This is a genomic window from Phytohabitans rumicis (assembly GCF_011764445.1).
GTDB classification, from domain to species: Bacteria; Actinomycetota; Actinomycetes; order Mycobacteriales; family Micromonosporaceae; genus Phytohabitans; species Phytohabitans rumicis.
Map to the genome: position 1 here is coordinate 977,919 of NZ_BLPG01000002.1, position 23,616 is coordinate 1,001,534.

Annotated in this window: 23 protein-coding genes; 9 read left to right on the forward strand and 14 right to left on the reverse strand. The window is 72.0% G+C overall.

Annotated elements, in window-relative coordinates:
* Positions 1 to 4: 4 nt before the first annotated feature.
* The 9 genes from Prum_RS48165 to Prum_RS48195 all read right to left on the reverse strand — a co-directional run bounded on the left by Prum_RS48165 (position 5) and on the right by Prum_RS48195 (position 11,855).
* Positions 5 to 3,895, reverse strand: a complete 3,891-nt coding sequence (locus tag Prum_RS48165) for an NIDO-like domain-containing protein (RefSeq protein WP_173086357.1) — start codon at positions 3,893 to 3,895, stop codon at positions 5 to 7.
* Positions 3,892 to 6,441 (reverse strand): M4 family metallopeptidase, encoded by a 2,550-nt coding sequence (locus tag Prum_RS48170; protein ID WP_173086359.1) that lies wholly within the window; start codon positions 6,439 to 6,441, stop codon positions 3,892 to 3,894. The genes Prum_RS48165 and Prum_RS48170 overlap by 4 nt, the downstream gene beginning before the upstream one ends.
* Positions 6,442 to 6,539: 98 nt before the next feature.
* The gene (locus tag Prum_RS54310) at positions 6,540 to 7,169 is read right to left on the reverse strand and encodes a sulfatase/phosphatase domain-containing protein (protein ID WP_218577958.1); all 630 of its coding nucleotides are present in this window, start codon (positions 7,167 to 7,169) and stop codon (positions 6,540 to 6,542) included.
* On the reverse strand, positions 7,121 to 7,840 hold the full coding sequence (locus Prum_RS54315) for a sulfatase-like hydrolase/transferase (protein WP_218577999.1): 720 nt from the start codon (positions 7,838 to 7,840) through the stop codon (positions 7,121 to 7,123). The genes Prum_RS54310 and Prum_RS54315 overlap by 49 nt, the downstream gene beginning before the upstream one ends.
* Before the next feature lie 16 nt (positions 7,841 to 7,856).
* Positions 7,857 to 8,666, reverse strand: a complete 810-nt coding sequence (locus Prum_RS48180) for a carbohydrate ABC transporter permease (protein WP_218577959.1) — start codon at positions 8,664 to 8,666, stop codon at positions 7,857 to 7,859.
* Entirely contained in the window at positions 8,656 to 9,333 is a 678-nt protein-coding gene (locus Prum_RS48185; protein ID WP_218577960.1) for a carbohydrate ABC transporter permease, read from the reverse strand. Before Prum_RS48185 ends, Prum_RS48180 begins: the two co-directional genes overlap by 11 nt.
* 80 nt (positions 9,334 to 9,413) lie before the next feature.
* Positions 9,414 to 9,539, reverse strand: a complete 126-nt coding sequence (locus tag Prum_RS54320) for a hypothetical protein (protein ID WP_281369168.1) — start codon at positions 9,537 to 9,539, stop codon at positions 9,414 to 9,416.
* A complete protein-coding gene (locus Prum_RS48190) occupies positions 9,532 to 10,869 on the reverse strand; it encodes a sugar ABC transporter substrate-binding protein (protein WP_173086597.1) in 1,338 nt (445 codons plus the stop codon). Before Prum_RS48190 ends, Prum_RS54320 begins: the two co-directional genes overlap by 8 nt.
* Positions 10,839 to 11,855, reverse strand: a complete 1,017-nt coding sequence (locus Prum_RS48195; protein WP_173086361.1) for a LacI family DNA-binding transcriptional regulator — start codon at positions 11,853 to 11,855, stop codon at positions 10,839 to 10,841. The genes Prum_RS48190 and Prum_RS48195 overlap by 31 nt, the downstream gene beginning before the upstream one ends.
* Positions 11,856 to 12,047: 192 nt before the next feature.
* On the opposite strand from Prum_RS48195, the gene Prum_RS48200 reads away from it, so the two are divergent.
* Positions 12,048 to 12,482 carry a CBS domain-containing protein gene (locus Prum_RS48200; RefSeq protein ID WP_173086363.1) on the forward strand — a complete coding sequence of 145 codons (435 nt, stop codon included), beginning with the start codon at positions 12,048 to 12,050 and terminating at the stop codon, positions 12,480 to 12,482.
* Here Prum_RS48200 and Prum_RS48205 read toward each other — a convergent pair.
* Positions 12,468 to 13,199, reverse strand: coding sequence for an HAD family hydrolase (locus Prum_RS48205; RefSeq protein WP_178132701.1), 732 nt, complete (start codon positions 13,197 to 13,199; stop codon positions 12,468 to 12,470). The genes Prum_RS48200 and Prum_RS48205 overlap by 15 nt on opposite strands.
* A gap of 107 nt (positions 13,200 to 13,306) precedes the next feature.
* Between Prum_RS48205 and Prum_RS48210 the strand changes: the two genes are divergently transcribed.
* From Prum_RS48210 to Prum_RS48230, 5 genes are all read left to right on the forward strand, one after another.
* Complete coding sequence (locus Prum_RS48210) at positions 13,307 to 14,278, forward strand: alpha/beta hydrolase (RefSeq protein ID WP_246278826.1); 972 nt, start codon at positions 13,307 to 13,309, stop codon at positions 14,276 to 14,278.
* Complete coding sequence (locus Prum_RS48215; protein ID WP_173086365.1) at positions 14,271 to 15,401, forward strand: acyltransferase family protein; 1,131 nt, start codon at positions 14,271 to 14,273, stop codon at positions 15,399 to 15,401. Before Prum_RS48210 ends, Prum_RS48215 begins: the two co-directional genes overlap by 8 nt.
* A 10-nt stretch (positions 15,402 to 15,411) precedes the next feature.
* Entirely contained in the window at positions 15,412 to 16,668 is a 1,257-nt protein-coding gene (locus Prum_RS48220; protein WP_218577961.1) for an ATP-binding protein, read from the forward strand.
* Complete coding sequence (locus tag Prum_RS48225; RefSeq protein WP_173086369.1) at positions 16,665 to 17,333, forward strand: response regulator; 669 nt, start codon at positions 16,665 to 16,667, stop codon at positions 17,331 to 17,333. The genes Prum_RS48220 and Prum_RS48225 overlap by 4 nt, the downstream gene beginning before the upstream one ends.
* 67 nt (positions 17,334 to 17,400) lie before the next feature.
* Positions 17,401 to 18,369, forward strand: a complete 969-nt coding sequence (locus tag Prum_RS48230) for a tetratricopeptide repeat protein (RefSeq protein ID WP_173086371.1) — start codon at positions 17,401 to 17,403, stop codon at positions 18,367 to 18,369.
* 28 nt (positions 18,370 to 18,397) lie between these two features.
* Here Prum_RS48230 and Prum_RS48235 read toward each other — a convergent pair whose 3' ends face one another.
* A complete protein-coding gene (locus Prum_RS48235; protein ID WP_173086373.1) occupies positions 18,398 to 18,994 on the reverse strand; it encodes an MBL fold metallo-hydrolase in 597 nt (198 codons plus the stop codon).
* 40 nt (positions 18,995 to 19,034) lie between these two features.
* Here Prum_RS48235 and Prum_RS48240 point away from each other — a divergent pair, with 40 nt between their 5' ends.
* The gene (locus Prum_RS48240; protein ID WP_173086375.1) at positions 19,035 to 20,132 is read left to right on the forward strand and encodes a hypothetical protein; all 1,098 of its coding nucleotides are present in this window, start codon (positions 19,035 to 19,037) and stop codon (positions 20,130 to 20,132) included.
* Here the strand turns inward: Prum_RS48240 and Prum_RS48245 are convergent.
* Positions 20,129 to 20,326 carry an alpha-amylase inhibitor gene (locus Prum_RS48245; protein ID WP_173086377.1) on the reverse strand — a complete coding sequence of 66 codons (198 nt, stop codon included), beginning with the start codon at positions 20,324 to 20,326 and terminating at the stop codon, positions 20,129 to 20,131. The genes Prum_RS48240 and Prum_RS48245 overlap by 4 nt on opposite strands.
* 325 nt (positions 20,327 to 20,651) lie before the next feature.
* Between Prum_RS48245 and Prum_RS48250 the strand changes: the two genes are divergently transcribed.
* Positions 20,652 to 21,197 (forward strand): hypothetical protein, encoded by a 546-nt coding sequence (locus Prum_RS48250; protein ID WP_173086378.1) that lies wholly within the window; start codon positions 20,652 to 20,654, stop codon positions 21,195 to 21,197.
* A 288-nt stretch (positions 21,198 to 21,485) separates the two neighbouring features.
* Here the strand turns inward: Prum_RS48250 and Prum_RS48255 are convergent, their stop codons facing one another.
* Together Prum_RS48255 and Prum_RS48260 are read right to left on the reverse strand one after the other, a co-directional pair.
* Positions 21,486 to 22,013: a hypothetical protein gene (locus Prum_RS48255; protein WP_173086380.1), complete on the reverse strand. Its 528-nt coding sequence runs from the start codon at positions 22,011 to 22,013 to the stop codon at positions 21,486 to 21,488.
* Positions 22,014 to 22,035: 22 nt separating this feature from the next.
* A complete protein-coding gene (locus Prum_RS48260) occupies positions 22,036 to 22,548 on the reverse strand; it encodes a cysteine dioxygenase family protein (protein ID WP_173086382.1) in 513 nt (170 codons plus the stop codon).
* Positions 22,549 to 22,622: 74 nt separating this feature from the next.
* Between Prum_RS48260 and Prum_RS48265 the strand changes: the two genes are divergently transcribed.
* Complete coding sequence (locus Prum_RS48265) at positions 22,623 to 23,486, forward strand: LysR family transcriptional regulator (protein ID WP_173086384.1); 864 nt, start codon at positions 22,623 to 22,625, stop codon at positions 23,484 to 23,486.
* Positions 23,487 to 23,616: the final 130 nt, after the last annotated feature.

The following is a 23,616-nucleotide window of genomic DNA, read 5'->3' on the forward strand; positions in this document are numbered from 1 at the left end:
TGCGTCAGGGCGACGTCGCGGGTGACGGTGGCGTACGGGGTGTCCGCGACCACCGGACCGGCCTCGCCGGGTAGTGGTCGGCGTGCGTCACCGCCAGCGTGTACGCGCCCAGCGGCGTCCGCACCGTGTACGTCCCCGACGCGTCCGTCGTGACTTCCTCCTCCACGTCGTCCAGGCGCAGCAGTTGGACGGTCGCGCCGGCCACCGGGGCGCCGGTCCCGGCGGTGGTCACCCGGCCGCTGATGGTGCCCGGCGGCGCGTACGTGATCGCACCGCCCGGCCGCAGCAGATCGGTCTCGACGTCGTCGAACAGGTAGTACCAGTACTCGTTGACGTAGTCGCCGGCGTGGCTCTCCAGCCCCACCGTCGCCGAGGAGCCGCGGGCCCGCGGGTCGTCCGGCAGCGACTGGTACTCGATGGCGATCCGCCCGTTCTCGTGCAGCACGATGTCGAAGCTGATCCGCGTGGCCGTACCGGTGATCAGCACGTCCTGCCACGCGACCGTGAAGCGGCGGTTCGGCGCGGTGCCGCTCGTGCCGGTACGCACGCCGGCGGTCGCGTCGACGGTGAGGTCGTCCCAGAACCCGTAGATGGCCGCGTCCGGGTCGTAGCTGCTCTGCGAGGGCAGCCCGCTGTTCGACGCGGTCTGCCACTCCTGCGGCTCGAACGTCAGGTACCCGTGGGTGGCCACGTACGCGGTCGGGTAGCTGCGGCCGTAGAACGGGAACGCGAACGGCAACGCCACCGCCGTCGACGGACCGATGGCCGCGACCGCGACCGGGGCGCTCGCGGTGACCGGGCTCGCCGCGGTGACCCGGCACTGGTAGCCGTAGCCGTCCGCGCCGTCCACCACGCCCGCCGGGGCGATGACCGTGATGTCGGCGGTCACGTCGCCGCCGAGGATCTCGTCGATGTACACGCGGCCGTCCCGCATGCACTTGGGCACGTCGGCGGACAGGACCGCGGTGATGTCGGTCTCCGGGACCTTCTCGAAGCGGTACGCCCCATCGGGTCCGGTGCGCGGATAGGTCAGGTAGCCGGACGTGCCCATCAGCACCAGCCGCACCTCGGCGCCCTCGACCGGGTTGCCCAGGTCGTCGCGGACCACGCCGCTGACCGTCCGCTCGTTGAGCGCCAGGCGTACGTCGTGCACCACGGTGGCGCCGTCGGTATCCAGGACGAGCGTGGTCCGGTACAGGCCGAAGGTGACCAGCGACGCCTCGAAGGTGAACGTGCCCAGCGGCAGGTGCAGCACGTAGGTGCCGTCGGCGGCGGTGGTCGTGGCGATGGCGGGCGCGTCGCCGGCGCGTACCTGCACCGTCGCGCCGCTCGCGGGCGAGCCGTCCGGCTTGGTGACGGTGCCGCGCAGGGTCGCCGAGGTGCGGAACGCGACGGCTGAGTTGGGGCTCAGCACCTGGACGTCGCGGGCGTACTCCAGGCCGGTGGTGGCCGCCATGTTCTCGATGCCGATGGTGGCGCCGGCACCGCGGGCCACCGGGTCGGCGCTGAGAGCTCCGAAGTGGACGGTGATGCCGCCGTGCTCGGACAGCTCCGCGGAGAACGTGGCCCGGCCGGGCGCGTCGTAGAAGGCCACGTTGCGCCACTCCACCACGAACCGGCGGTCCGGCGCCGTGCCGAGCGTCGCGGTGCGCACGCTGGCGGCGGCGTCCACGATCAGGTCGTCCCAGAGCGCGAAGATGGCCGCGTTCGGGTACGACGAGTTCGGCACCTCGCGGTTGATGGAGTTGTCCGCGGCCCGGTCGAAGGTGAGGAAGCCGTTGGTGGCGATCCACGCCTTGGTGTAGCGGGCGCCGTAGAACGGCATCTCGAACGGCAGCGCGACCTCCAGCGACTCGTCGTCGCCGGTCAGCGGGAGCACGGTGGTGCCGGCGGCGTACGGCGTGGTGGCCCCGTGGCAGTGGTAGCCGGCGGCGTCCACCCGCGCGCTGGGGCGCAGGTCGATCAGCTCGTCACCGTCCACCGTGACCTGTCGCGAGCCGGCGGTGAGGCACCGGCCGGCCCCGAACGACAGCGGGTAGGTGCCGGCGGGTACGCCGTCGAAGCGGTACGCGCCGTCGATCCCGGTGGTGACGGAGGCGAGCGGCGTGCGCAGCAACCGGAGCGTGATGCCCGCGGCCGGCACCCCGTTGGTGTCCAGCACCGCGCCGCTGATCGAGTGCCGGGCCAGCTCGGCCATGGCGAGGTCGACGGTGACCGTGGCGTCGGCGGTGACAGTCACCGGCCCGGCCGAGGCGGACGTGTAGCCGAACGCGGTCCCGGAGACCTGGTACGCGCCGACCGGCACCCGAGCGCTGTACTGCCCGTCGGCGTCCGTGACGGCCACCCGCTCGACCCGGTTGGCGCCGACGAGGCGTAGCCGCGCTCCGGCGACGGCCGTGCCGCCGGCGCGTACCGTGCCGCTGACCGTCCCGAATGGACCGAGCGGTGCCCGGCCCACGGCGGCGCGGATATCGAGCTTGCCCTCGCCCCAGACGCGGTTGTCGTCGGCGGTGCCGCCGCAGGTGGTGTCGTCGACGTCCACGGCGGTGTCGTCGAACAGCGCCCGGGTGCCGGCCACGTCGCCGATGAGGCTGGGCGCGGCCGACCACAGCAGCGCCACCGCCCCGGCGACGTGCGGGGTGGCCATCGAGGTGCCGCTGTAGGAGTCGTACCGGCTGCCGGGCAGGCTGGAGCGCACGGCGACACCGGGCGCGGCGATGTCCGGCTTGATCAGGGCGTTGCTGGTCGAGCCCCGGCTGGAGAAGTCGGCGATCGCGCCGGCGGAGTCGTACGCGCCGACCGCGTACGTGTTGGCGTAGTCGGCCGGGGAGCCGACGGTGCCGCAGGACGGCCCGTCGTTGCCGGCGGCGAAGACCGGCATGATGCCCATCTGCACCCAGCGGTCGACCGCGTCGGTGTAGAACGGGTCGCTGTAGGCGGCGCCCCAGGAGTTGTTGACGACGTGCGGGGCGAGGTCGGGCCGCGGGTTGGACCAGTTCTCGTCGAACGGCGCGACGATCCACTGTGCCGCGAGGAGCAGGGCGAGGATGGCGCAGCCGTTGCCCTGGCAGCCGCGGGCGGCCATCCAGCGCGCGCCCGGGGCCACGCCGATCCGGTTGCCCGCGCCGTCGTCGCCGACCATCGTGCCCATGGTGTGGGTGCCGTGGCCGTTGGTGTCGCAGGGGCCGACGTCCAGTCCACACTGGCCGTACGGGTCGTACCAGTTGTAGCGGTGGTCGTACGTCCCGTCGCCGGTGTTGCCGCGGTACTGCTCGACGAGGGCCGGGTGGTCGTACTGGACGCCGCTGTCGATGCTCGCGACCACGATGCCCTCGCCGCGCACGCCGTACCCGGACCACACCTGGTCCGCGCCGGTGCTCGACACGTTCCACTCCACGCCGCCCGCGGCCGCGGCCACCGCGGCGGCCGGCTGCGCCACCGGCTCCGGCAGGGCGTACGTGCGGGCCGGGGTGACCGACCGCACGTCGGGGCGGGCGGCCAGTTCGGCGGCGAGCTTCGCGTCCGCGCCGCTGATGTGCACGGCGTTGACGATCCACAGTGACCGGTGCCGCACACCGCGCAGGGTGAGCAGGTCGCGCAGCCCGCGCTGGCTGCGCTCGGCCACGTCGACCAGCCGCTGCCGGCCGTACCCGGTGCGCTTGCCGGGCACCTGGCGAGCGCTGGGAAGGGCGCGGGCGCCGCTGAGGTCGGCGCGCTCCTTGAGGGCGACCAGCAGGTCGGCGCGGCGGCCGCCGGCGAGCGCCTGGGCGGTCTCCGGAGCGAGCCCGGCGCCCGGCGCCGCCGTGGCCGGGGGTGCCGGCACGGTGGCGCCGGCCACCACGAGGAGCAGGGCGAGCAGGTATCTTGATCGAGAGAGCCGACGCACTCCGGTCACCCGACCCGGGTGTCGAGGAACGCGAGCGCCTGGTTGACGGTCTTCCCGGCCATCTGGTCGAACGCCGCCCGGTCCAGCTCCTGGCCGATCCGCTCGGCGAAGCCGCCCCCGCCGGCGGCGACGTCGGCCGCGGCGTAGTCGGTGAACAGGTCGCGCAGCTCGTCCAGCATGGCCTGGGTGACCACTGTGGAGTCGCCGTCGGCGGTGCCGACCGTGCGCAGCGCCGGTTCCAGGGTCTGCACCGCGTGCGCGGTGCGCTTGCGCAGCTCGTCGTCGGTGCTCATCAACTCGATCGCGCGCTGGCCGTAGGTGACGTACACGACCTCGTAGTACGCCAGGGCCGGCGTGCGCGCGGATGAGAACAGGTCGCGCACGTGCAGTAGCGCGGCGAGCACCGCGTCGACGCCCGGTCCCAGCGGGTCGAGGCCGTCGAGCCCCGACCCGGCCAGCGACTCGTCCGCGAAGCACGCGCAGTCCTGGCGCGGCTGCTCGTAGACGCCGTCCACGCCGACGGCGGTCCACGCGGCGGCGGTCTCCTTCGCCTCGGTGGAGCCCTTGCCGTAGAGCTTGTTCGCCGACTCGATGAACCCGACCCGCGAGTCGGTGAAGCGCGCCCGCTCGCCCAGGTACGTGGTCAGCGTCCGGTACGCGATCGCCGCCGCCTTGGTGATGCCGATCTGCTGGGACAGCAGGTAGAACGCCTTGTTCTGGATGCCGCTGTTGGTGTGCACGCCGCCCCAGTCCGAGCAGCTGGACTCGAAGTCGCTGTAGTGCGCCGGGTCGCCGTAGAGCGTGGGGTCCGCCATGCTGCGCAGCGCGCCGCCGGGGATCTGCGCGCCGACCAGCCAGTCGACCGCGCCCGTCGCGTGGTGCTCCACCTTCTCGCCGAAGATGTCGGAGAAGCTCTCGTTCAGCGCGCCGGACTGGTACATGTACCACAGGCCCGCGCTGTTGAACGTCACGCCGTGGGTCAGCTCGTGCGCGACCACGTCCACCTTGGTCAGGCCCTCGCCGAACACCATCGTGTCGATGTCGTCGGGGATGAAGGCGGCGTTGCGCATCGGCTCGTCCTTCTTGTTCCGCACCCGGACGAACGCGCGGAGCTTGCCGCCCTTGCCGTCGTAGCTGTCCCGCCCGAACGCGGAGTTGTAGTAGTCGTAGGTGGCGCCGAGGTAGTCGTACGCGTCGTCGACGTCCTCGATGCCGGTCGCCCCCTCCCCCTCGGACCGCTTGGGCAGCACCGGCAGCTCGGTGAGCTTGTTCGCGTCGTAGATGAGGCGCTCCTTGGCGTGCGCGGCCTTCGGCAGCGCGTACACCAGCCGCCCGTCGCGGGCGTCCACGAAGTAGGCGTTGGACACGCCGCTGTCCAGATCGGACAGCCACACGTGCCAGGCCAGCACCGTCGGCGTGGCCCTGTTCGGCGCGGCGGCCGCGGGCAGCAGGTACAGCTTCGCCGGCTCCACCAGGCGCCCGTTCGGCATGGCCAGCCGCGCGGTGCGCAGCGCGTCACCGGCGGCCACCGTCGCCTGGGTGCTGGCCACGTCGAGCGCGGGCTCGGCGCCGTTGGTGACGAACTCGACGTACTGGCCGGTGGGGTCGAGGTGGATACCCACCTTGGAGCCGTAGACCGGCACGCCGCCGACGTGCTGCTCGTACCACAGATGCCGTTCGCCGGTGCGGTCGCGCTCCTCCTTGACGGAGCGCAGCGACCCGACCGGGTCGGCGAGGCCGAACAGGCCGGCGTGCTGGCGCAGCCAGCCGGGCACGCCACCGGTCACCTTGCTGCGGGTGCCCACCATGGACGGTGTGCCGCGCCAGGGATCGTTGGCCACCAACGGTTCCCCGCCCTGCTCCGCGCGGAGCTTGGTCAGCTCGGCGGAGACGCCGGCCCGCTTGTATCCGATCCGCGGCTGGCTCGCGTCGCCGCCGAACGGCTTCACGCGGTCGCCCGGCGGTGGCTCGGCGGACGCCGGCACCGCGATCAGCGCGCCGGCCGCCACCACCGCGGCGACCACGGCGGCCCGGCTCAGCCGGAACGTCCCCGCGATCAGGATCCCGACCAGCGCCCAGACCGCCGCCGCGCCCGCGACCAGCAGCGCGGGTGCGGCCAGGTGTACCAGCGGGTCGGCGGCGAGCGCGCCGCCCGCCGCGACGAAGCCGGCCAGCGCGACCGCATAAGTACCGGCTGCGACGGCCGCGCCGTCCGCGGTCAGTTCTTTGCGGGTACGCGCGCCGAGCACCACGGCGCCCACGAGCGGCCCGGCGACCAGCAGCGCCAGCGGCGAACCGCTCAGCAGCAGCGTCACCGGGTAGAGGCGGCCGTCGAGCCCGGCCACGCTCCAGTCCAGGGGCACACCCAGGCTGGCGGCCACGGCGGCGGCGGTGCCGCCCAGGTCGGCGCCGAGGAACCGGCCGATCAGGCCGGTGGCGGTCGAGTCGCCCGCGAGCAGCGCCAGGATCGCCCAGCACACTGCGACGGTGAGGATGGCCGCGCCGACCGCTTCGAGGGCGAGGCGACGCAGACGTGACCAGCGACGAGCGGACATGGTTGGCCCCGTGGATCAGGTCGGATGATCATTGATGGGCCAGAATGTTCCACCTTTCGATCTTCACGTGCAAGACTTGTTGTCGCGCTCGCGGCGTGCTATCTGTCCACTGTGACCGGGCTGATCACCGGAGCGGGCTCACCGGCGGCCACCATGCGGGCGATCAGGCGGCGGCGCAGGTCCGCGGCGACATCCGCGTACTCCGGGCGCCCGGCGAGGTTGGTCAGCTCGTGCGGGTCGGCGTCCAGGTCGTAGAGCAGGTCCTCGCCGTACTCGGACGCGCCCGGGTCGTCCCAGCCGTCGGCGTCGCGCGCGACGACCGCGTACGTCCACCGCCGGGTCCGGAGCGCCCGGCCCACCTGGGACTCGCTGATCTGCACGAAGACGTCGTCGTCATGGTCGTCGTCGTCCGGCTCACCGGCTTCGGCCAGGATGGACCGGCCCTGCATCTGCGCCGGCACCGGCAGGCCGGCGGCGTCCAGCAGGGTGGGCGGCAGGTCGATGAGGCTGACCAGCCGCCGCGGTGCCGGGCCGGTGCGGCCGGGTACGGACAGCACCAGCGGCACCCGGATCGACGCGTCGTGTGCGGAGCGCTTGTACTCCCCGTTGCGGGTCTTGAAATGGCAGCCGTGGTCGGAGGTGTACGCGACGACCGTGTTGTCGCGCAGGCCGAGGCTGGTCAGCGCGTCCAGCAGCCGGCCGAACGCCTCGTCCACCCGCTTGACCATGCCCAGTACCCGGCCAGGTGCTCCGATGTGGACCCGCCGAGCGCCGCCAGGTCCGGTGGGGTCCAGCGGTCCGCGTACCGGTCCGCGTAGCCGGCCGGTGCGGGATAGTCGTCGCGGGTGTTCTGGTGGTGCGGCTCGATCAGCGACAGGAAGAGGAAGAACGGCGCCTGCCGGGGCTGGGCCAGCCACCGGATGGCGGCGTCCACATAGGCGTCGGCCCGGTAGCCTGGCAACCGCACCTCGGCGCCGTCGCCGTCGTAGAGCCGGGCGTCGTACGCGTCGGAGATGAACTCCACCACGTCGGCGGCCAGCCAGTAGTCGTACCCGCCGCGCAGGTGGGGCGGGACCGGCGCGGAGTCGGTGCCGGCCAGGTGCCACTTTCCGATGTAGCCGGTCTGGTAGCCGGCGGCCGTGAAGTGGTGGGCCAGCGTGGGCACGTCCGGCGGCAGCGGGATGCCGTTGCGGTAGACGCCCGTGCGGTTCTGGTACTGGCCGGTCTGCAGCATCGCCCGCGCCGGCGCGCAGACCGGCTGCGGCGTGAACGCGTGGCTGACCAGCATGCCGCCGGCGGCCGCCCGGTCCAGTTCCGGGGTGAGGTCGAGCGGGTTGCCGTACGCGCCGACCGAGTCGAAGCGCTGCTGGTCGCTCAGGAAGACGAGGACGTTGGTTATTTCAGGCCGGTCAGGGCTATCCCCGCACCAGGTACCGCTGGGTCAGGGCGAACAGCAGAGCCGTGGGCAGGAAGAGCAGGACGGCGCCCGCGGCGGTCAGGTTCCACTGGGTGAAGTACTCCTCGTTGAACAGGGTCAGCCCGATCGGCATCGTCCGCATCTCGGTGCGTGACGTGGCGATGAGCGGCCACAGGAAGTTGTTCCACTGGTACACGAACGTGAAGAGGGCGAGGACGGCCAGCGCGGGCCGGGTCTGGGGCAGGATGATGCGGGCGTAGATGCGCAGCTCCGACGCGCCGTCGACGCGGGCGGCCTCGATCAGCTCGTCCGGCAGCGGCGCGATGTACTGCCGCATCAGGAAGATGCCGAACGCGTCGATGAGGAACGGCGCCACCAGCCCTTGGTAGCTGTCCAGCCAACCGATCTGCGAGAACATCGTGTAGATCGGGATCATCCGCACGAAGAACGGGATCATCAATGTGGACAGTACGGCCAGGAAGATGGTGCGCCGGAACGGGAAGTCGAACTTGGCGAAGACGTAGCCGACCAGCGGGTCGAAGACCAGGTGCGACAGCGTGATGAGGGTGGCCACGACGAGGCTGTTGACGAAGAACCGGCCGAACGGCGCCCGGTCGAACAGCGCGGCGAAGTTGTCGAACCGGAGCGTCTTCGGCCACAGCACCGGGTCGCCGGCGTAGATCTCGGCGTCGGACTGCAGGGCCAGCGACACCATGTAGAGCAGCGGCAGCACGGTCAGCGCGCACAGCAGCAGCACGAACAGGTACGCCACCACCCGGTCGCCGGGAAACAGACGGTCACGCGTCATGCTCTTGCCTTCCCGCCCGCAACTGCACCACCGAGAGCGCGAGGATCACGATCAGCAGCAGGTACGACAGCGCCGAGGCGTAGCCGAAGTCCCGGAAGTCGAACGCGGTCTGGTAGACGCGGAACACGTACAGGTCGCTGGCGTTGCCCGGACCGCCGTCGGTCACCAGGTACGGCAGCGCGAACTCCTGCAGGGCCGAGATGGTGCCGATGATGGAGACGAACACCGTGGTGGGCGCCAGCTGCGGCAGGGTCACGTGCCGGAAGCGCTGCCACGGCGTCGCGCCGTCGACCTTCGCCGCCTCGTAGTACATCTCCCCGATCCCCTGTAACCCGGCGATGAACAGCAGCGTCGCGTACCCGACGTCCTTCCAGACCGCGATCGCGGTGATGGTGGCCACCGGGTGCTCGTTGAGCCAGTTCTGCCCGGGTAGGCCGGCCGCGAGGAGCAACCTGTTCAGGATGCCGAGTTGGGGGTCGAGGATGTTTCTCCACAGGAGACCGACGATGGCGATCGAGGTCAGGTACGGCACGAGCAGGACGCCGCGGAAGACCATCCGCCCGCGCATCCGCTGGTTGAGGATGACGGCGGTGACCAGCCCGAGCACCAGGCTGGCCAGCACCGTACCGACCGCGAACCGCAGCGTCACTCCGAACGCGTGCCGCACCGCCGGGTCGCCGAACGCCTTGACGTAGTTGTCCAGGCCGGCGAACTCGTCGGCGCGTACCCCGGTGAAGGCGCTGGTGGTCAGCTCGCTGCCCAGGGGTAGAAGAACATCAGCGCGAAGAACGCCAGCGCCGGGGTGAGCAGCAGGTACGCGGTGCGGGCGCGCTGGCGGGCCAGCCGGGAGGGCCGCCGTGCCGACCTAGCCAACGGCCCGCTTGGCCGCGTCGGCGAAGGACTTCACCGCCGCGTCCACCGGCTTGTCGCTCAGCACGACCGACTGGTAGAGCGTCTTGTACGCGTCGTCCACTTCGGACTTCTTGCCGGTCTGCGGGAGACCGGCGTTCCAGTCCGTGGCGAACGGCAGCGCCTGCGCCACCGCGTTCATCGTCGCGTCGGCCTTGACCTCGGCGTCGGCCGCCCACGACTTGCGCGGTGCGGTCAGGCCCGCCTCCTTGCTCACCTTGAGCTGGGTTTGCAGGCTGACGATCCGCTTGAGCAGATCCCAGGCGAGATCGGCCTTGCTGGCCTTGGCCGGGATGAAGAACCCGGCGCCGGCCAGGTTGGTGCTGCGCCGCACCTTCCGCAGCGGCAGCGTGAGGCCGAAGTCGAGGTCGGGGGCGCCCTCGCGGATCGGCTTGAGGTCCCACGGTCCACTGAGGATCATCGCGGCGCGCTTGGCGGTGAAGAGCTTCTGCGGGCCGGAATAGTCGGTGCCGGCGGTCGGCACCGGTGCCACCTTGTGCTTGTGCACCAGGTCGGCCTGGAACTGGAGCGCCTCGATCGCCGCCGGGCCCGGCACCAGGAAGTCCTTGGCGGCCGGGTCGTAGTAGCGCACGCCGTTTTCCAGCAGCCACGGCGTGGAGTAGGAGTAGTCCTGGTTGGCCGCGAAGCCGTGTACGCCGCCGCGGGTCAGCTCCTTCGCCGCGGCCAGGAACTCGTCCCAGGTGTCCGGTGGCCGGGTGATCCCGGCCGCGGCGAACATCTGCCGGTTGTAGAAGAGCAGGTTGCAGGTCAGGGCCATCTGGACGCCGTACGTCTTGCCCTGCGACTGCCAGGATTCGACCGCCGCCGCCTGCCAGTCGTCGGGGTACCCGATGGCCGCGCCGTCCTTGGCGATGTAGTCGTCGAGCGCGCGCACGTCGCCGGCGGCCGCCAGGGCGACGGTGGCGGCGCCGCCGGGCTGCTCCACGAGGTCGGCCGGGGTGCCGGCGGCGAAGTCGGTCTGCAGCTTGGTGGCCAGGTCCGGCCACTGGAACTTCTGCCAGTTGACCGTGACGCCGTGGTCATTCTCGAACTGGGCGATGACCTCCTGCCACGCCGCGTACGCGTGGCCGGCGTTGGTGTAGAGCGTGAGCGTGCCGGCGCCGGACCCGCTGGCCTCGGGGCGCGGGAGCAGGCCGACAGCATCGGTCCGGCGGTGGCGGCGGCGCCGATTTGCAGCACGCGCCGGCGGGAGAGGTTGGGCATGGCGTGCCCTTTCGTCGCGGGGGATGGTGTCGCAGGGGCCTATGTGGACTGGCGGACGATCAGTTCCCAGGGCTGGTGCAGGACGGTGCCGGTGCCCGGCTGGTGGATCCGCTCGAAGAGCCGGTCCACCACGGCCGTGAAGTCGAAGCGCGGGGTGCCGACGCTGGTCAGGGCGGGGCTGACGACCGCGCCCTCGTCGGTGTTGCCGACGCCCACCACGGCCACGTCGTCGGGCACCCGCAGGCCGAGCCGGATCGCGGCCCAGATGGCGGCGAGGGCGCCGCGGTCGGAGCCGGAGAAGATGGCGTCCGGCCGGTCGGGGCGGCTCAGCATGGCGGTGGCGGCCTGGTAGGCCGCCGACCGGGAGTCGGCCGCCGCGCGCACCAGCGAGTCGTCACGCTCCAGGCCGCGGTCGGCCAGGACCGTCCGGTACGCGGCGAAGCGCAGGTCGTCTTCGGGCGGCTCGCCCGGCTGGCCGTGGCCGAGGTAGGCGATGCGCCGGCGGCCGGAGTCGACCAGGTGGCTCACGGCGGCGTGGCAGGCGGCCGTCTGGTCCTGCCGGACGACGTCGAAGCCGGCCGGCGGGGTCTCGTCGTCGTACACCACCAGCGCGAGGCCGTGCTGGGCGAGGGCGGCCAGTTCGCTGTCCGGCACCGAGTGGTTGGGCAGCATGAGCGCGCCGTCGACGTATTGCTCGCGCAGCACCCGCAGGACGTTGCCGGTGCGGTCGTCCGGCCCGGCCGGCAGCACGATCACCGAGTACCCCTGCCCGCGCGCGGCCTCGTGGAGCTGGTCGACGAGGCGCTCGCCCCACGGGCTGGACGGCGGCCGGTAGACGACCGCGACGAACTCGGTGCGCTGCCGGCGCAGGCTCCGCGCGGCGTGGTTGCGCTGGTAGCCAAGCGTCCGCACGGCGCTGAGGACGCGCTCGCGGGTCTGTTCCGTGACCGGGTTCGCCCGGTCCCGGCGGCCGCTGAGGATGTACGACACGGTCGCCGTGGACACGCCGGCGTACCGCGCCACATCGCGCTGCGTCGGTGGCTTGGTCGAGCTCATGGTTATACGATTACCCGCTTTGGCCATGATCGTCAAGACGCTCTGAGCAGGGACTACTCGCCGTAATATCTATCGGGTTGATGGGATTAGCAGGCCGCGCATACGCTCCGGCACGGCTGCGCGCCGGCCGCCCATCCCCTACGCTGGTGCACAGCACGATCACATCCCACGGCAGCGCCCTGCGAGGTATAGATGCGGATCAGCGACGTACTGCGGTTCAAGGGCGACCGGGTGCTCACGGTCAGTCCGGACAGCGACGTTCGGCACCTGGTGACGGTGCTCGCCGAGCACCGGATCGGTGCCGTCGTGGTGTCCACCGACGGCACCACGGTCGACGGGATCGCCAGCGAGCGGGACGTCGTGCGGGCGCTGGCCGAGCGCGGCGCCGCCGTGCTCGCCGAGCCGATCACCGCCATCCACACGGCGGAGGTGCACGTCGCGGCGCCGGATACCCACCTCGAGGAGCTGATGCGGCTGATGACCGACCGCCGCATCCGGCACGTGCCGGTGGTGGCGGACGGCGTCCTGTGCGGGATCGTCAGCATCGGCGACGTGGTGAAGAACCGGATCGACGAGCTGGAGACCGAGCGCACCGCCCTGGCCGACTACATCTCAGGCGCCCGCTGACCCTGCCGCCTGCGCCCGCAACCGCGCGGGCAGGTCCACGACCGAGTCCAGGCGGCGGTCGCCGGGCACCGGCGCCCGGCGGTCCGGGTCGATCAGAAACGCGGTCATTCCCGCGCGCTCCGGCCCGGCGAAGTCCGGCTCGAAGGAGTCGCCCACGAACACCGCGTCCCCGGCGTCGATGCCGAGCGCGTCCAGCGCGACTGCGTAGATCTTGGGGTGCGGTTTGCGCCAGCCCACGTCCACCGAGGTGACCACGGCGTCGAAGGAGGACCACAGCCCCATGGCGCGCAGGTGGTTGGGGACCAGATCGGACTGGTGAGTGTTGCTGACCACCGCGAGCCGGTGGTCGCGGGCCAGGTCGCGCACGCACGCGGCGACGCCGTCCTGGTACGTCACGCCGGTGTTCCACTCGTCGACGTACTCGACCACGAACGTCTCGACCTCGGTCGGTGCCGGTGCGCGTCCCAGCACGCCGGCCAGGAACACGGTGCCGACCTCGGTCATCGAGAACTCGTGGTCGTCCCGGTCGCTGAGCCGGTCGAACTGGTCGGTGGTCCGCGACCAGGCACCGAGGAAGTCCGGGTAGCTCAGGTCGGCGCCCCACCGCACCAGCAGGGCGTGCGACCGGGCGTACCCCTGCTCGACGCGGCTGGCGTTGTACGCGACCAGCGTGCCGAAGAAGTCGAACAGGACGTGCGAGTGGCGGGTACCAGGCATCGCTGCATCATCGCTCATGGCCGTACCCGTAGTCCTGTGGAGCTACGCCCGCGGTGCGCTCCGCGGCGGGACGCGGACCACATCGGGTAATCCGTAGCTTCGGTGCCGTGGCAACCCGTACCCAATTCGGCAGACTGCGCCGTACCCTGCTGGCCGCGCTCGTCGGTGCGGCGGTGGTCGTACCGATGTCCGGCGCGGCCCGGTCCGAGTCCGTGCCGGCACCGGCGCCCGCGGCCCTCGGCCCGTTGCGGGCCGCGACCTGCGCGTCCGACGTGGCGGCGCGGTACGCCGCCGACCGGGACGGCGTCCGCGCCGCCGAGCGGATGGCCGCCGGCCACGGCGACCGGCGGCGGGCCGCCGCGCTGCGCGCGCTGGCCGACCCCGCGCGGCGGCTGCTGTGGTTCGACGGCCGCGACGGCGGCCGAAGCGCCGAGGTGCTCGGCGACCTGTGCCGGGCCGACCGGATCGCCGTGCTGGTGCCCGGCTCGGACACCAGCTTCGAGGAGTACGGGCGGCTCCGCGACGGCGCGGTGGCGCTGCACCGGGAGCTGGGCGGCCGATCCGCCGTGATCGCCTGGCTCGGCTACCCGACGCCCAGCATGCTGAGCCTGTCGGTGCTGACGCCGTCGCGCGCCGGCGCCGCCGCCCCGGCGCTGCGCGCGTTCGTCGACGAGGTGAACGCGGCCAGGCCGGCGGCCCGGATTTCCGTGCTGTGCCACTCGTACGGGTCGGTGGTCTGCGCCCGGGCCGCCGCCGGACTGCCGGTGTCCGGCATCGTGCTGTACGGCAGCCCGGGCACCGGCTTCGACGACGTCGCCGCCCTGCGCACCACGGCGACGGTGTGGGCCGGCCTGGGCGCCCGCGACCCGATCGGCCGGGTGCCGCACGTGCGGCTGCGCCTGCCGTTCGTCACCCTCGGGTTCGGCACCGATCCGGTCTCGCCCCGGTTCGGCGCCCGGACCTTCCCGGCCGGCGACGCCGGCCACAGCGACTACCTGGAGCCGGGCTCGGTGTCGCTGGCGAACATCGCCCGGATCGTCCAGGGCCGGTCACCGTCCGAAGGGGACACCCATGCGTGAGCTCGTCTGGCGGATCGAGGCCGCCACCCCGCCGGATCGGGACCGGGCCGTCGACGCGCTGCGCGCGTTCGCCATCGCGGGCGTCGTGCTCGGGCACTGGCTGGTCACCGCGCTGGTCGTGGACAGCGGCGCGGTACGCGGGGCGAGCCCGCTGCGGTACCTGCCGCTCGCCCCGGTGTCCTGGCTGTTCCAGACGCTCGCGGTGTTCTTCCTCGTCGGCGGGCTGGCCGCGGCCTGCGGTTACGCGCGTTCCGGTACCCGCGGCCTGCCGTACCGGACATGGCTGGCGGCCCGGATGGCGCGGCTGTGGCGGCCGGTGGCGGCCGTGCTCGTGGTGTGGACGGTGGTCGCCGGGGCGCTGCTCGCGTCCGGTGTGGACCCGCAGACGGTACGCACGCCGCTGCGGCTGGTGCTCTCGCCGCTGTGGTTCCTGCTGGTGTTCGCCGTGTTGACGGCCGCGACACCGCTGGTCGCCCGGCTGCATCCCGGGTGGCCGCTGGCCGTCGTGGTGCTCGTCGACGTGGTACGGCTCGGCCTCGACGGCCCGGCCTGGCTCGGTTGGGCCAACGTGGCGGCCGGATGGCTGGTCCCCTTCACGCTCGGTGCCGCCTGGGCGCGGGGCCGGCTGCGCGACCGTACGACGTTGTGGGCGCTGGCGATCGGCGGGGCCACGGCGACGGTCGCCCTCGTACGGTGGGCCGGCTATCCGGCGTCGATGGTCGGCGTACCCGGGGAAGGCTTCTCGAACCTGGACCCGCCGAGCCTCGCCGCCGTCACGTTCGGCCTCGCGCAGTGCGGCGCCGCCGGCCTGCTGCTGGGTCCGCTGCGCCGGCTGACGCGGCGCCCGCGCCCCTGGGCGGCGGTGGCGCTGGCCAACCTGTCCGCGATGACGATCTTCCTGTGGCACCAGACCGCGATGATCGCGGTCACCGCGCTGGGCCTGCTCGCCGGCCGCCCCCTGCCCGGCCTGCACACCGTGCCGGACGGCGCGGCCTGGGTGGCCGCCCGGTTCGGCTGGTTGCCACTGTTCGCGCTGGCGCTGCTGGTGTGCTGCGCGGCGTTCCACGCCCACGAGCGGGCCGCGCCCGCCAAGGTCAAGATCACGACTACCGGGAGTACCTAAGATGGACGCGATGAACACGCACGGTGCCATGGGTGCCGTCCGCGCCGTGCCCCGAGCCCTGCGCGACGACCTGTGGACGGTCGCCGCCGACCCGCTGCCGCCCATGGCGCGGCCGCGCTGGCTTGCCCGCCTGCCGCACGTCGCGGTCGTGCTCTGCGCCGTGCTGCTGTTCGCCTCGTTCGAAGGCGGGCGCCCGCTCTCCCTGGTGCTCGCCGCGATCCAGGCCGCCGCGCTGGTCATGGCGCTGTTCCGGCCCGTGCTGGCGTGGTGGATCGTCACGCTCGCCATGGTCGCCGGCGCGCTCACCCACGGCGACCCGTACCCGTGGAGCCCCGCCACGGTCGCCGCCATGGCCGGAGTGCTCTTCCTGCTGGCGCTGCGCGCCCGGGCCCGGGTGGTGGTCGAGGCGCTGGCGGTCACCGTGCTGGTCGGCCTGGTGAGCACCGGGCTGCACATCGACATCAAGAACCCGAACGCCGGCTGGACGGTGGTGTTCTTCTACACCGACGTCGGGCAGACCGTCGCGCTCTGGATCCTGCCCGCGGTGCTGGGCGCGGTGCGGCGGGCCCGGCGGGAGTCCCGGACCAAGCTGGCGGCGCAGGAGCGGATCTCGGCCGAGGAACGGGCCCGGCGCACCCTGCTGGAGGAGCGCACCCGGATCGCCCGCGAACTGCACGACGTGGTCGCCCACCACCTGTCGGTCATCTCCATCCAGGCGCAGGTCGCCCCGCACCTGGTCGCCGACCCGCCCGAGGAACTACGGCAGAACCTCGCCGGCATCCGCGGCAACGCCCTGGAGGCGCTATCCGAGCTGCGCCGGGTGCTGGGCGTACTGCGGGTGGAACGGGAGTCCGCGCACGCGCCGCAGCCCACTTTGGACGTGTTGGACGAACTGGTCGGCAACGTCCGCGACGCCGGGCTCGCCGTGACCGCCCGGACCACCGGCGAGGTGCGCCCGCTGCCACCCGGGGTCGAGCTGTCCGCGTACCGGATCGTGCAGGAGGCGCTGAGCAACGCGATCCGGCACGCGCCCGGCGCCACCGTCACCGTCGAGGTCGCCTACCGCCCGGCGGACCTGGTCATCCGGGTCGTCAACACCGCGCCGACCGCACCGGCACCGTCCCCTTCGGACGGCGGCCACGGCCTGCTCGGCATGCGCGAACGGGTCGCCATGCTCGGCGGGACGCTGGCCACCGGGCCGACCCCGGACCGCGGGTACGAGGTGACCGCGACCCTGCCCGCACCGTCCACTGGGGATACGACATGACGAACATCCGCGTCCTGATCGCCGACGACCAGATCATGGTCCGTCAGGGGTTCACTGTGCTGCTCAACCTCGAACCCGGCATCGAGGTGGTCGGCCAGGCCGTCGACGGCCAGGACGCCGTGGCCAAGGTCGCCGAGCTGGCGCCGGACGTGGTGCTGATGGACATCCGCATGCCGGTCCTCGACGGCATCGAGGCCACCCGCCGGATCACCGGGTCCGCCGGCGCCGCCAAGGTGCTGGTCCTGACCACATTCGACCTGGACGAGTACGTCTACGAGGCGCTGCGCGCCGGCGCTTCCGGGTTCCTGCTCAAGGACGCGTCGGCGCAGGAGCTGGCGCACGCCGTACGGGTGGTGGCGGCCGGCGACGCGCTGCTCGCCCCGGCCCTGACCAAGCGGCTGATCGTCGAGTTCTCCCGGCTGGCCGGCGCGCCGCGTGCCCCGCTCAAGGAACGGGCCGGCGCGCTGACCGAACGCGAGACCGAGGTGCTCGCCCTCATCGCCCAGGGCCTGTCCAACGCGGAGATCGCCGACCATCTCGTGGTGGCCGAGCAGACCGTGAAGACCCACGTGAGCCGCATCCTGACCAAGCTCGACCTGCGCGACCGCACCCAGGCGGCGGTCTTCGCGTACGAGACCGGTGTCGTGCGCCCCGGCGGCGGCTGAGCGGTGGTCCCGAGGCTCGCGCCCACCTGCCAGACTTTGGGGCGGCCGGCGCTGGGGAGGGGACGCGGTGATCGGACGCGATTCGGACGGTGACCTGGAGCAGCGGGTCAACGACCTGCTCGCCGGCGCCCGCGCCGCCGGCGCCCGCCGGGACGTGCGGGAACAGGCCCGCTACTCCGGCGAGGCCATGGACGTGTGCCGAGTGCTGGTCGGGCGCCATCCCGGCAACACCCGGCACGTCGCCGCGCTCGCCGGCGGCCTGTACAACCACGCCTACCGCCTCATCCAGGCGGGCCGCCCGGCGCAGGCCCGCGACACGCTGACCGAGGCGGTGGGACACTACACCACGCTGGTGGCGGCCGACCGGCGGCGCTATACGGTCCGGCTGTGCGACGTACGGCTCCGTGTCGCCCTCACGTACATCATGGAGGGTGGGTACGACGAGGCGGTGCGCGCCGGCCGCGCGGCGCTCGCCGGCTACGAGGCCGTGGCCGGCGGCGACCGGCTGGAGCGGGAGTTCGGGCTAGTCCGGACACACACGCTGATCGGCCGGGCCCTGCTGCTCGGCGGCCAGCCCGGCACCGCCCTGGACGAGTTCGACACGGCGCTGTTCGCCGCGGAGCGGCTGCGCGAGGAGGCCGGCATCGCGGGCACCGACTTCTCCTGGCTGGCGTCCGCGCCGGAGAGCTTCCGGCAGGCGGCGCCGGAATGGCTGGGCGCCGCGGTAGCCGCGATGGAACTGCACGACGCCGCCGGCAAGTGGAGCGTCGCCGCCGGCGCCGCCAACATCGCGATGCGCGTCGCGGGCGGCCTCGCCGCGATCGGCGACGACACCGCGTACCGGCGCTTCGAGGCCATCATGGCGCGGGCCAAGGAGATCTGGTGGGCGGCGGAGCACCCGGTTCAGGCCGCGGCCCGGCGCACCGGCCCCACCGAGGAGTTCATGATCGGCGGTGGCGGGCTCCTCCACGGCCCACGCCTGGAGCCCAACCTCACCGTGATTTCCCGGCTGGCCGGCTGGGGCGACCCTAGCTGAGCGCGGCAGCCAGGTCGTCGCGCGCTGCTTACCCGATCGCCTCACCGGGGGCCAGGTACCGGTAGCCGTCCGTCTCCTGGTCGAGCCAGCCGTTGACGCTGCCCAGGCCGCGATCGTTGATCTGGGCGTCGTGGATCGGGAAGGCCAGCCGCGGTTTGATGGCCTTGACGAAGTCGATCGCCTCGTCCAACTTCATCCACGATCCGTGCGCCGGCACCAGCAGCGTCTCGACCGGCTGCTCCGGGACGTGCAGCGAGTCGCCGGGGTGGTAGACCGCCTCGTCCACGAGGTAGCCCAGGTTCGCGCAGTCCGGTTGGCCGCCGTAGATGAGGGCGTGCCGACCGCCGACCGCGCGCACCGTGAACCCCGCCGCGGTGAACTCGTCGCCGGAGGCCACGCCCGTGGTCTCCAGTCCCGGGATGCTCGCTTCGGCGGGGGCGTAGACGGGCACGTCCAGCCCGGCCAGGCGGTCGACGTCGACGTGGTCGGCGTGTTCGTGCGTCACGAGCACCGCGTCCGCGCCGTCGAGGGCGGCGGGCTCGCTCCACACTCCGGGGTCGATGACGAGCACCCGCCCGCCGAGCTCGAGCCGTACGCACGCGTGGGTGAACTTAATGATCCGCATCGCGTCGTACCGTACCCGACCTGTCTGGCACGCTCAGGGGATGGGCGAGGCGGCAATCTTCGTCGTGGTGGTCGGCGCGCGGTTCCTGGTGCCGCTGCTCATCCCCCGCTTTCCGCTGCCCGCGATCCTCGCCTGCCTGGTCCTCGACGCCGCCGACCAAACCATCTTCCAGTCGTTCGGCTACGACCCGCCCGGCTACCAGGGCTACGACAAGGCGATGGACATGTACTACCTCGCCATCGCCTACCTCGCCACGATGCGCAACTGGACCAGCGAGCCGGCCGTACGCGTCGCCAAGTTCCTCTACTTCTACCGGCTGGCGGGCGTGGTCGCGTTCGAGCTGACACACTGGCGCGCCCTCCTGCTGATCTTCCCGAACACGTTCGAGTACTTCTTCATCGCGTACGAGGTCATCCGGCTGCGCTGGAACCCGGCGCGGTACGGGATGCGCTTCTGGGTGCTGGCCGCGGCCACCATCTGGGTGGTCGTCAAGCTGCCGCAGGAGTACTGGGTCCACATCGCGCAGTTGGACGTCACCGAGACGCTCGACGCGTACCCGTGGCTGGGCCCGCTCGTGGTGCTGGCGCTGCTCGGCCTGGCCGTGGCGGCGTGGATCTGGCTTCGGCCGCGCGTGCCCGCGGTCGACTGGTCGTGGCACGTCGCCGCCGACCCGCTGCCCACCCAGATGGACACGGCGGCCGAACGCGACCACTGGATCGCCACCCACGGCCGGGTGCTGTCCGCCGCCACGCTGGAGAAGGTGCTGCTCGTCGGCCTCCTCTGCGTGATCTACGCGCAGGTGGTGCCGGACCGCGAGTCCTCGAACCTCGACCTCTTCCTCGGCATCGCGGTCTTCGTGGTGGTGAACGCGGCGATCAGCCTCTGGGCCGCCAAGGGGGCGCGCGGCGTCGAGTCGATGCTGCTCGCGTTCGGCGCCCGGGTGCTGCTGAACGTCGGCCTCGTCGTGCTGAGCAGTTGGCTGCTGCGGCGCGGCGACGGCGACCTCCCCCAGGGCGACGCCCTGTTCTTCGTCCTGCTGCTGAGCCTCATCACGCTGCTCGACGACCGCTTCCGCCCCGTACACGACGCACGGCGGGCCGCTCCCGCCGAACAGAGCGGCCCGCCGGGGGTGACCTAGCAGGAGGCGGTGCTCTCGTACTGGTTGATGCGGTACCCAGCGGTGTTGGACTCGTACTTGCTATAGGTGCGGGTGCCCCGGGGGGCGATCGTGTAGCAGGGGCTGTCCGAGCCGTTGTTCACGACGACCTTGCGGTGCACGGTACCCGAGCTGCAGTTGAAGTAGTTCCACGTCCACTTCCGCTGCCAGGTCAACGTGTCCGGGATGTGCGTCCACGAGCCATAGGTGACGCTGGTCCCGCAGGCATACGCAGGGCTCGGAATGACAAGCGCGCCAGCGATGGCGACCGCACTGAACACGAGAGCCAACGACTTTCGACCAATCTTTGGCACGGTAGTTCCTCTCTTCGCTACTGGCCTCCGGTGATCACCGAACTTGTCGCATACACTCGCATCCATGCCCAGCTCCCCCAATCACTTGGTGCGGATCTTGCGGGAATCTTGAGGTTGGCCGGGAAATGGAATGCTTGACACGGCGAGAAATACTGTTATAGCAGCGGTATTACCAAGGGAGATCGACGTGTCGAGCGCGTTGGAAGGTCAGAGCAAAACGGTCGATGTTGTCCTCGCCGAGTTCGTGGCCCTCCGGGCCGAGGTCACCCAGCACCTGGCGGCACGGTTCACAGTCATCGGGCTCAACGTCACGGGCGTCGCGGCCATCGGCGGCATCGTCATCGCCAACCGGGCGGACACCCGTCTGCTGCTACTTCTGCCGTTCCTGTCCGGCGCGCTGGGCCTCTGGTTTCACATCCTCACGATCGACGTCATGGTGATAGCGAGCTACGTCGAAAACGTTCAGCGACCCATTCTCGTCGAACAGCTCGGCGAGGACCGACTCTTTCAATACGAGCATTACTTCCGGTCCCGGATGAAGGGGCGGCGCCTGATACAGGCCATCACGGCAGGGCTGATGTTTCCCGCAGTGTCACTGGCGGCGCTCACCATGACAATAGGTTCGCTTCATTCGCTCTTTGACTGGTCGGTTTGGATTCTCGGCGTCGTGCTATTACTCCTGCAGAACGCCGTTTGGGCAACACGACTGCGCCGGCAACCGGCACCCGACTAAAGAAGGAGGACGACGTGGCCGTGTTTGCGGCTGAACGGCCACGTCGCCGTACAAAACCGTACCCCGCTCGCGTCCGCACAGACCGCGACGCGCGGACGCGGACCTCACGCCACTCAAGGACTCGCCCGTCGATCAAGGCCGCGCCCGCCACTCAAGGGCTTGCCCCTCGATCAAGGGCTTGCCCCTCGATCAAGGGCAGATGGCCGTGCTTTGATCTCAAAACCACGACCATTCGCCCTTGATCGACGCACAAAGCCTTGATCGACGGGCACGGCCTTGATCGGCGGCTCAATCGGCGAACAGGTCGGGTTGCTCGTCGGCCTTGAGGGTGGCGGCGGTGTGCGCCGGTGCCGGTAGGTCGCGGGCCGAGAGCCGGCTGTACCGGTGGTCCTTGTCCGCCGGCCCGCGGCGGGCCGTCACCGCGCACGTCACCATCGTGATCGGGGGTGGCGGGGCCGCGAACTTGCCGGTCCCCCACCGTACCCAGATCGCGACCCGGCCGGCCTCGGCCTCCGCCAGGAGCTTGTCGACGGTGCGCTGGCGGTCGGTGCGGTCGATCTCGACGGCGATCGGCGCGCCGGCCGGCCGGGCGCAGCCGACGTCTATCCACGAGTGACGGTGCGCGTACGGCGGCGGCAGCGCCATGACGCTGGGTGCCCGGCGGTAGGCCCGCCAGCCCTGATCCTCCGCCCACGCCACCACCGAGTCCGCGAGCAGCGCGGTGACCTCGTCGGCGCCCAGGTCGGAAAACGTCAGCGCGGTGAGCCGGTCCGCGAGCGAGGCGGCCACCTGCTCGTCATCAACCGCACGGTCCATGACCGCACGGTACGCCGGGAGTTCAGTTGTAGTAGCGCCGGACACTGGAGCCGATGCGCGTCACGTCGGTGCCGTAGATGTGGATCGAGATCGCGGTCGTGCCGGCCGTGTTGTGGACCCGGTGGATGTCGCCGGGCGGCGCGAACCCGCTGACGTCGCCGGCGTGGTTGTCGTTGCGGCCGACCAGGTTGAGGTCGGCGTCGTACAGTTCCTCGTGCTCGACCCCCTGGATGACGCCGAACACGCACCAGGTCAGGTGGTCGTGGATGCGGGTGATCTGCCCGGGCCGCCACACCACGGCGATGACCGAGAACGAGCCGTCGGGCTCGACGTACAGGGTGTGGCTGCGGTAGCCGTCGGGCGAGCCGAGGCGCTGCTCGGCGGTCAGCACGTCCGGGCTGGGCAGGTGGCGGCGCAGGTGTTCGGCGACGAGCCGCGCGGTGGCCGGCCAGTCGACGTGCGCGGCGACGGCGGCGCGGACCCCGTCGACCAGATCGGTGAGTTCGGTGACGGTGCGGATCTGTGTCGTACCCATGCCCTGAGCGTGCGCCCGATCGACTCATACGTCTAATGCAAAGCTTCGTGCTGATCCATAGATATGCTCGATGCATGCTGGACGTCACGCGGCTGCGCGTCCTCGACGCGCTGGCCCGGCACGGATCGGTCACCGCGGCGGCGAAGGAGCTGCACTACTCGCAGCCGACCGTCAGCCACCACCTGGCCCGGCTCGAGGCCGAGACCGGAGCGCAGCTGCTGCAACGGGTCGGGCGCGGCCTCCGGCTCACCCAGACCGGACAGTTGCTGGCCGACCGGGCGGCCGAGATCATCGGGCGGATCGACGCCGCGGGCGCGGAGCTCGCCGCCCACGTCGGGCTGACCGCCGGACGGGTACGCCTGGCCGGCTTCTCGTCCGCGATCGGGGCGCTGGTGCCGCGGGCCGTGGCGGCGCTGGCCGGCAAGCATCCCGACCTGCGGATCAGCCTGATCGACACGCACCCGCCCGAGGCCTTGGAGCTGCTGCGGGCCGGCAAGATCGACGTCGCGGTCATCTTCCGCTACGACGAGACCGCGCCCGAGCCGGACGGCGTCCGCCTGCACCACCTGCTCGACGATCCGGTGTACCTGCTGTCCACCCGGCGCGGGCACAAGCTGGCCGCGCTGCGGGACGCGACGTGGATCGCCGGTTGCGAGCGGTGCCGCAGCCACCTGCTGGCGCTGTGCGCCGACGAGGGATTCCAGCCGCGGATCGGCTACACGTCCGACGACATGGTGGTCATGCAGGCGCTCGTGGCGGCCGGGCTCGGCGCGACGATCATCCCCGGGCTGGCCCTGCGCACCCACCGCGCCAAGGGCATCGTCGCGACCGAGCTGCCGGGCTCGCGCCGGCACGTGTACGCGGCGACGTACGGCGAGCCGCCCGACCCGCCCGCCACCGCAGCCCTGCTCGCGGCGCTCGCCGACGCCGCGATCTAGGCACGGCCCGGCGCGCACGGAGTGCACCCCGCAGGCATGGACGCGCACCGCGCCTCGGCCACCCCGCGCCGCCCGGCCCACCCCGGCGCCGTCCGGGCCCGGCCCGCGCCGTCCGGGCCCACCCCGCGCC

Coding starts and splice junctions, on each gene's coding strand:
- Prum_RS48220 (WP_218577961.1), top strand. CDS start 15,412: ATGAACACGCACGGTGCCATGGGTGCCGTCCGCGCCGTGCCCCGAGCC.
- Prum_RS48170 (WP_173086359.1), bottom strand. CDS start 6,441: ATGTCCGCTCGTCGCTGGTCACGTCTGCGTCGCCTCGCCCTCGAAGCG.
- Prum_RS48260 (WP_173086382.1), bottom strand. CDS start 22,548: ATGGGTACGACACAGATCCGCACCGTCACCGAACTCACCGATCTGGTC.
- Prum_RS48265 (WP_173086384.1), top strand. CDS start 22,623: ATGCTGGACGTCACGCGGCTGCGCGTCCTCGACGCGCTGGCCCGGCAC.
- Prum_RS48215 (WP_173086365.1), top strand. CDS start 14,271: ATGCGTGAGCTCGTCTGGCGGATCGAGGCCGCCACCCCGCCGGATCGG.
- Prum_RS48205 (WP_178132701.1), bottom strand. CDS start 13,199: ATGCCTGGTACCCGCCACTCGCACGTCCTGTTCGACTTCTTCGGCACG.
- Prum_RS48225 (WP_173086369.1), top strand. CDS start 16,665: ATGACGAACATCCGCGTCCTGATCGCCGACGACCAGATCATGGTCCGT.
- Prum_RS54310 (WP_218577958.1), bottom strand. CDS start 7,169: ATGGTCAAGCGGGTGGACGAGGCGTTCGGCCGGCTGCTGGACGCGCTG.
- Prum_RS48200 (WP_173086363.1), top strand. CDS start 12,048: ATGCGGATCAGCGACGTACTGCGGTTCAAGGGCGACCGGGTGCTCACG.
- Prum_RS48180 (WP_218577959.1), bottom strand. CDS start 8,666: ATGACGCGTGACCGTCTGTTTCCCGGCGACCGGGTGGTGGCGTACCTG.
- Prum_RS48240 (WP_173086375.1), top strand. CDS start 19,035: ATGGGCGAGGCGGCAATCTTCGTCGTGGTGGTCGGCGCGCGGTTCCTG.
- Prum_RS48195 (WP_173086361.1), bottom strand. CDS start 11,855: ATGAGCTCGACCAAGCCACCGACGCAGCGCGATGTGGCGCGGTACGCC.
- Prum_RS48235 (WP_173086373.1), bottom strand. CDS start 18,994: ATGCGGATCATTAAGTTCACCCACGCGTGCGTACGGCTCGAGCTCGGC.
- Prum_RS48255 (WP_173086380.1), bottom strand. CDS start 22,013: ATGGACCGTGCGGTTGATGACGAGCAGGTGGCCGCCTCGCTCGCGGAC.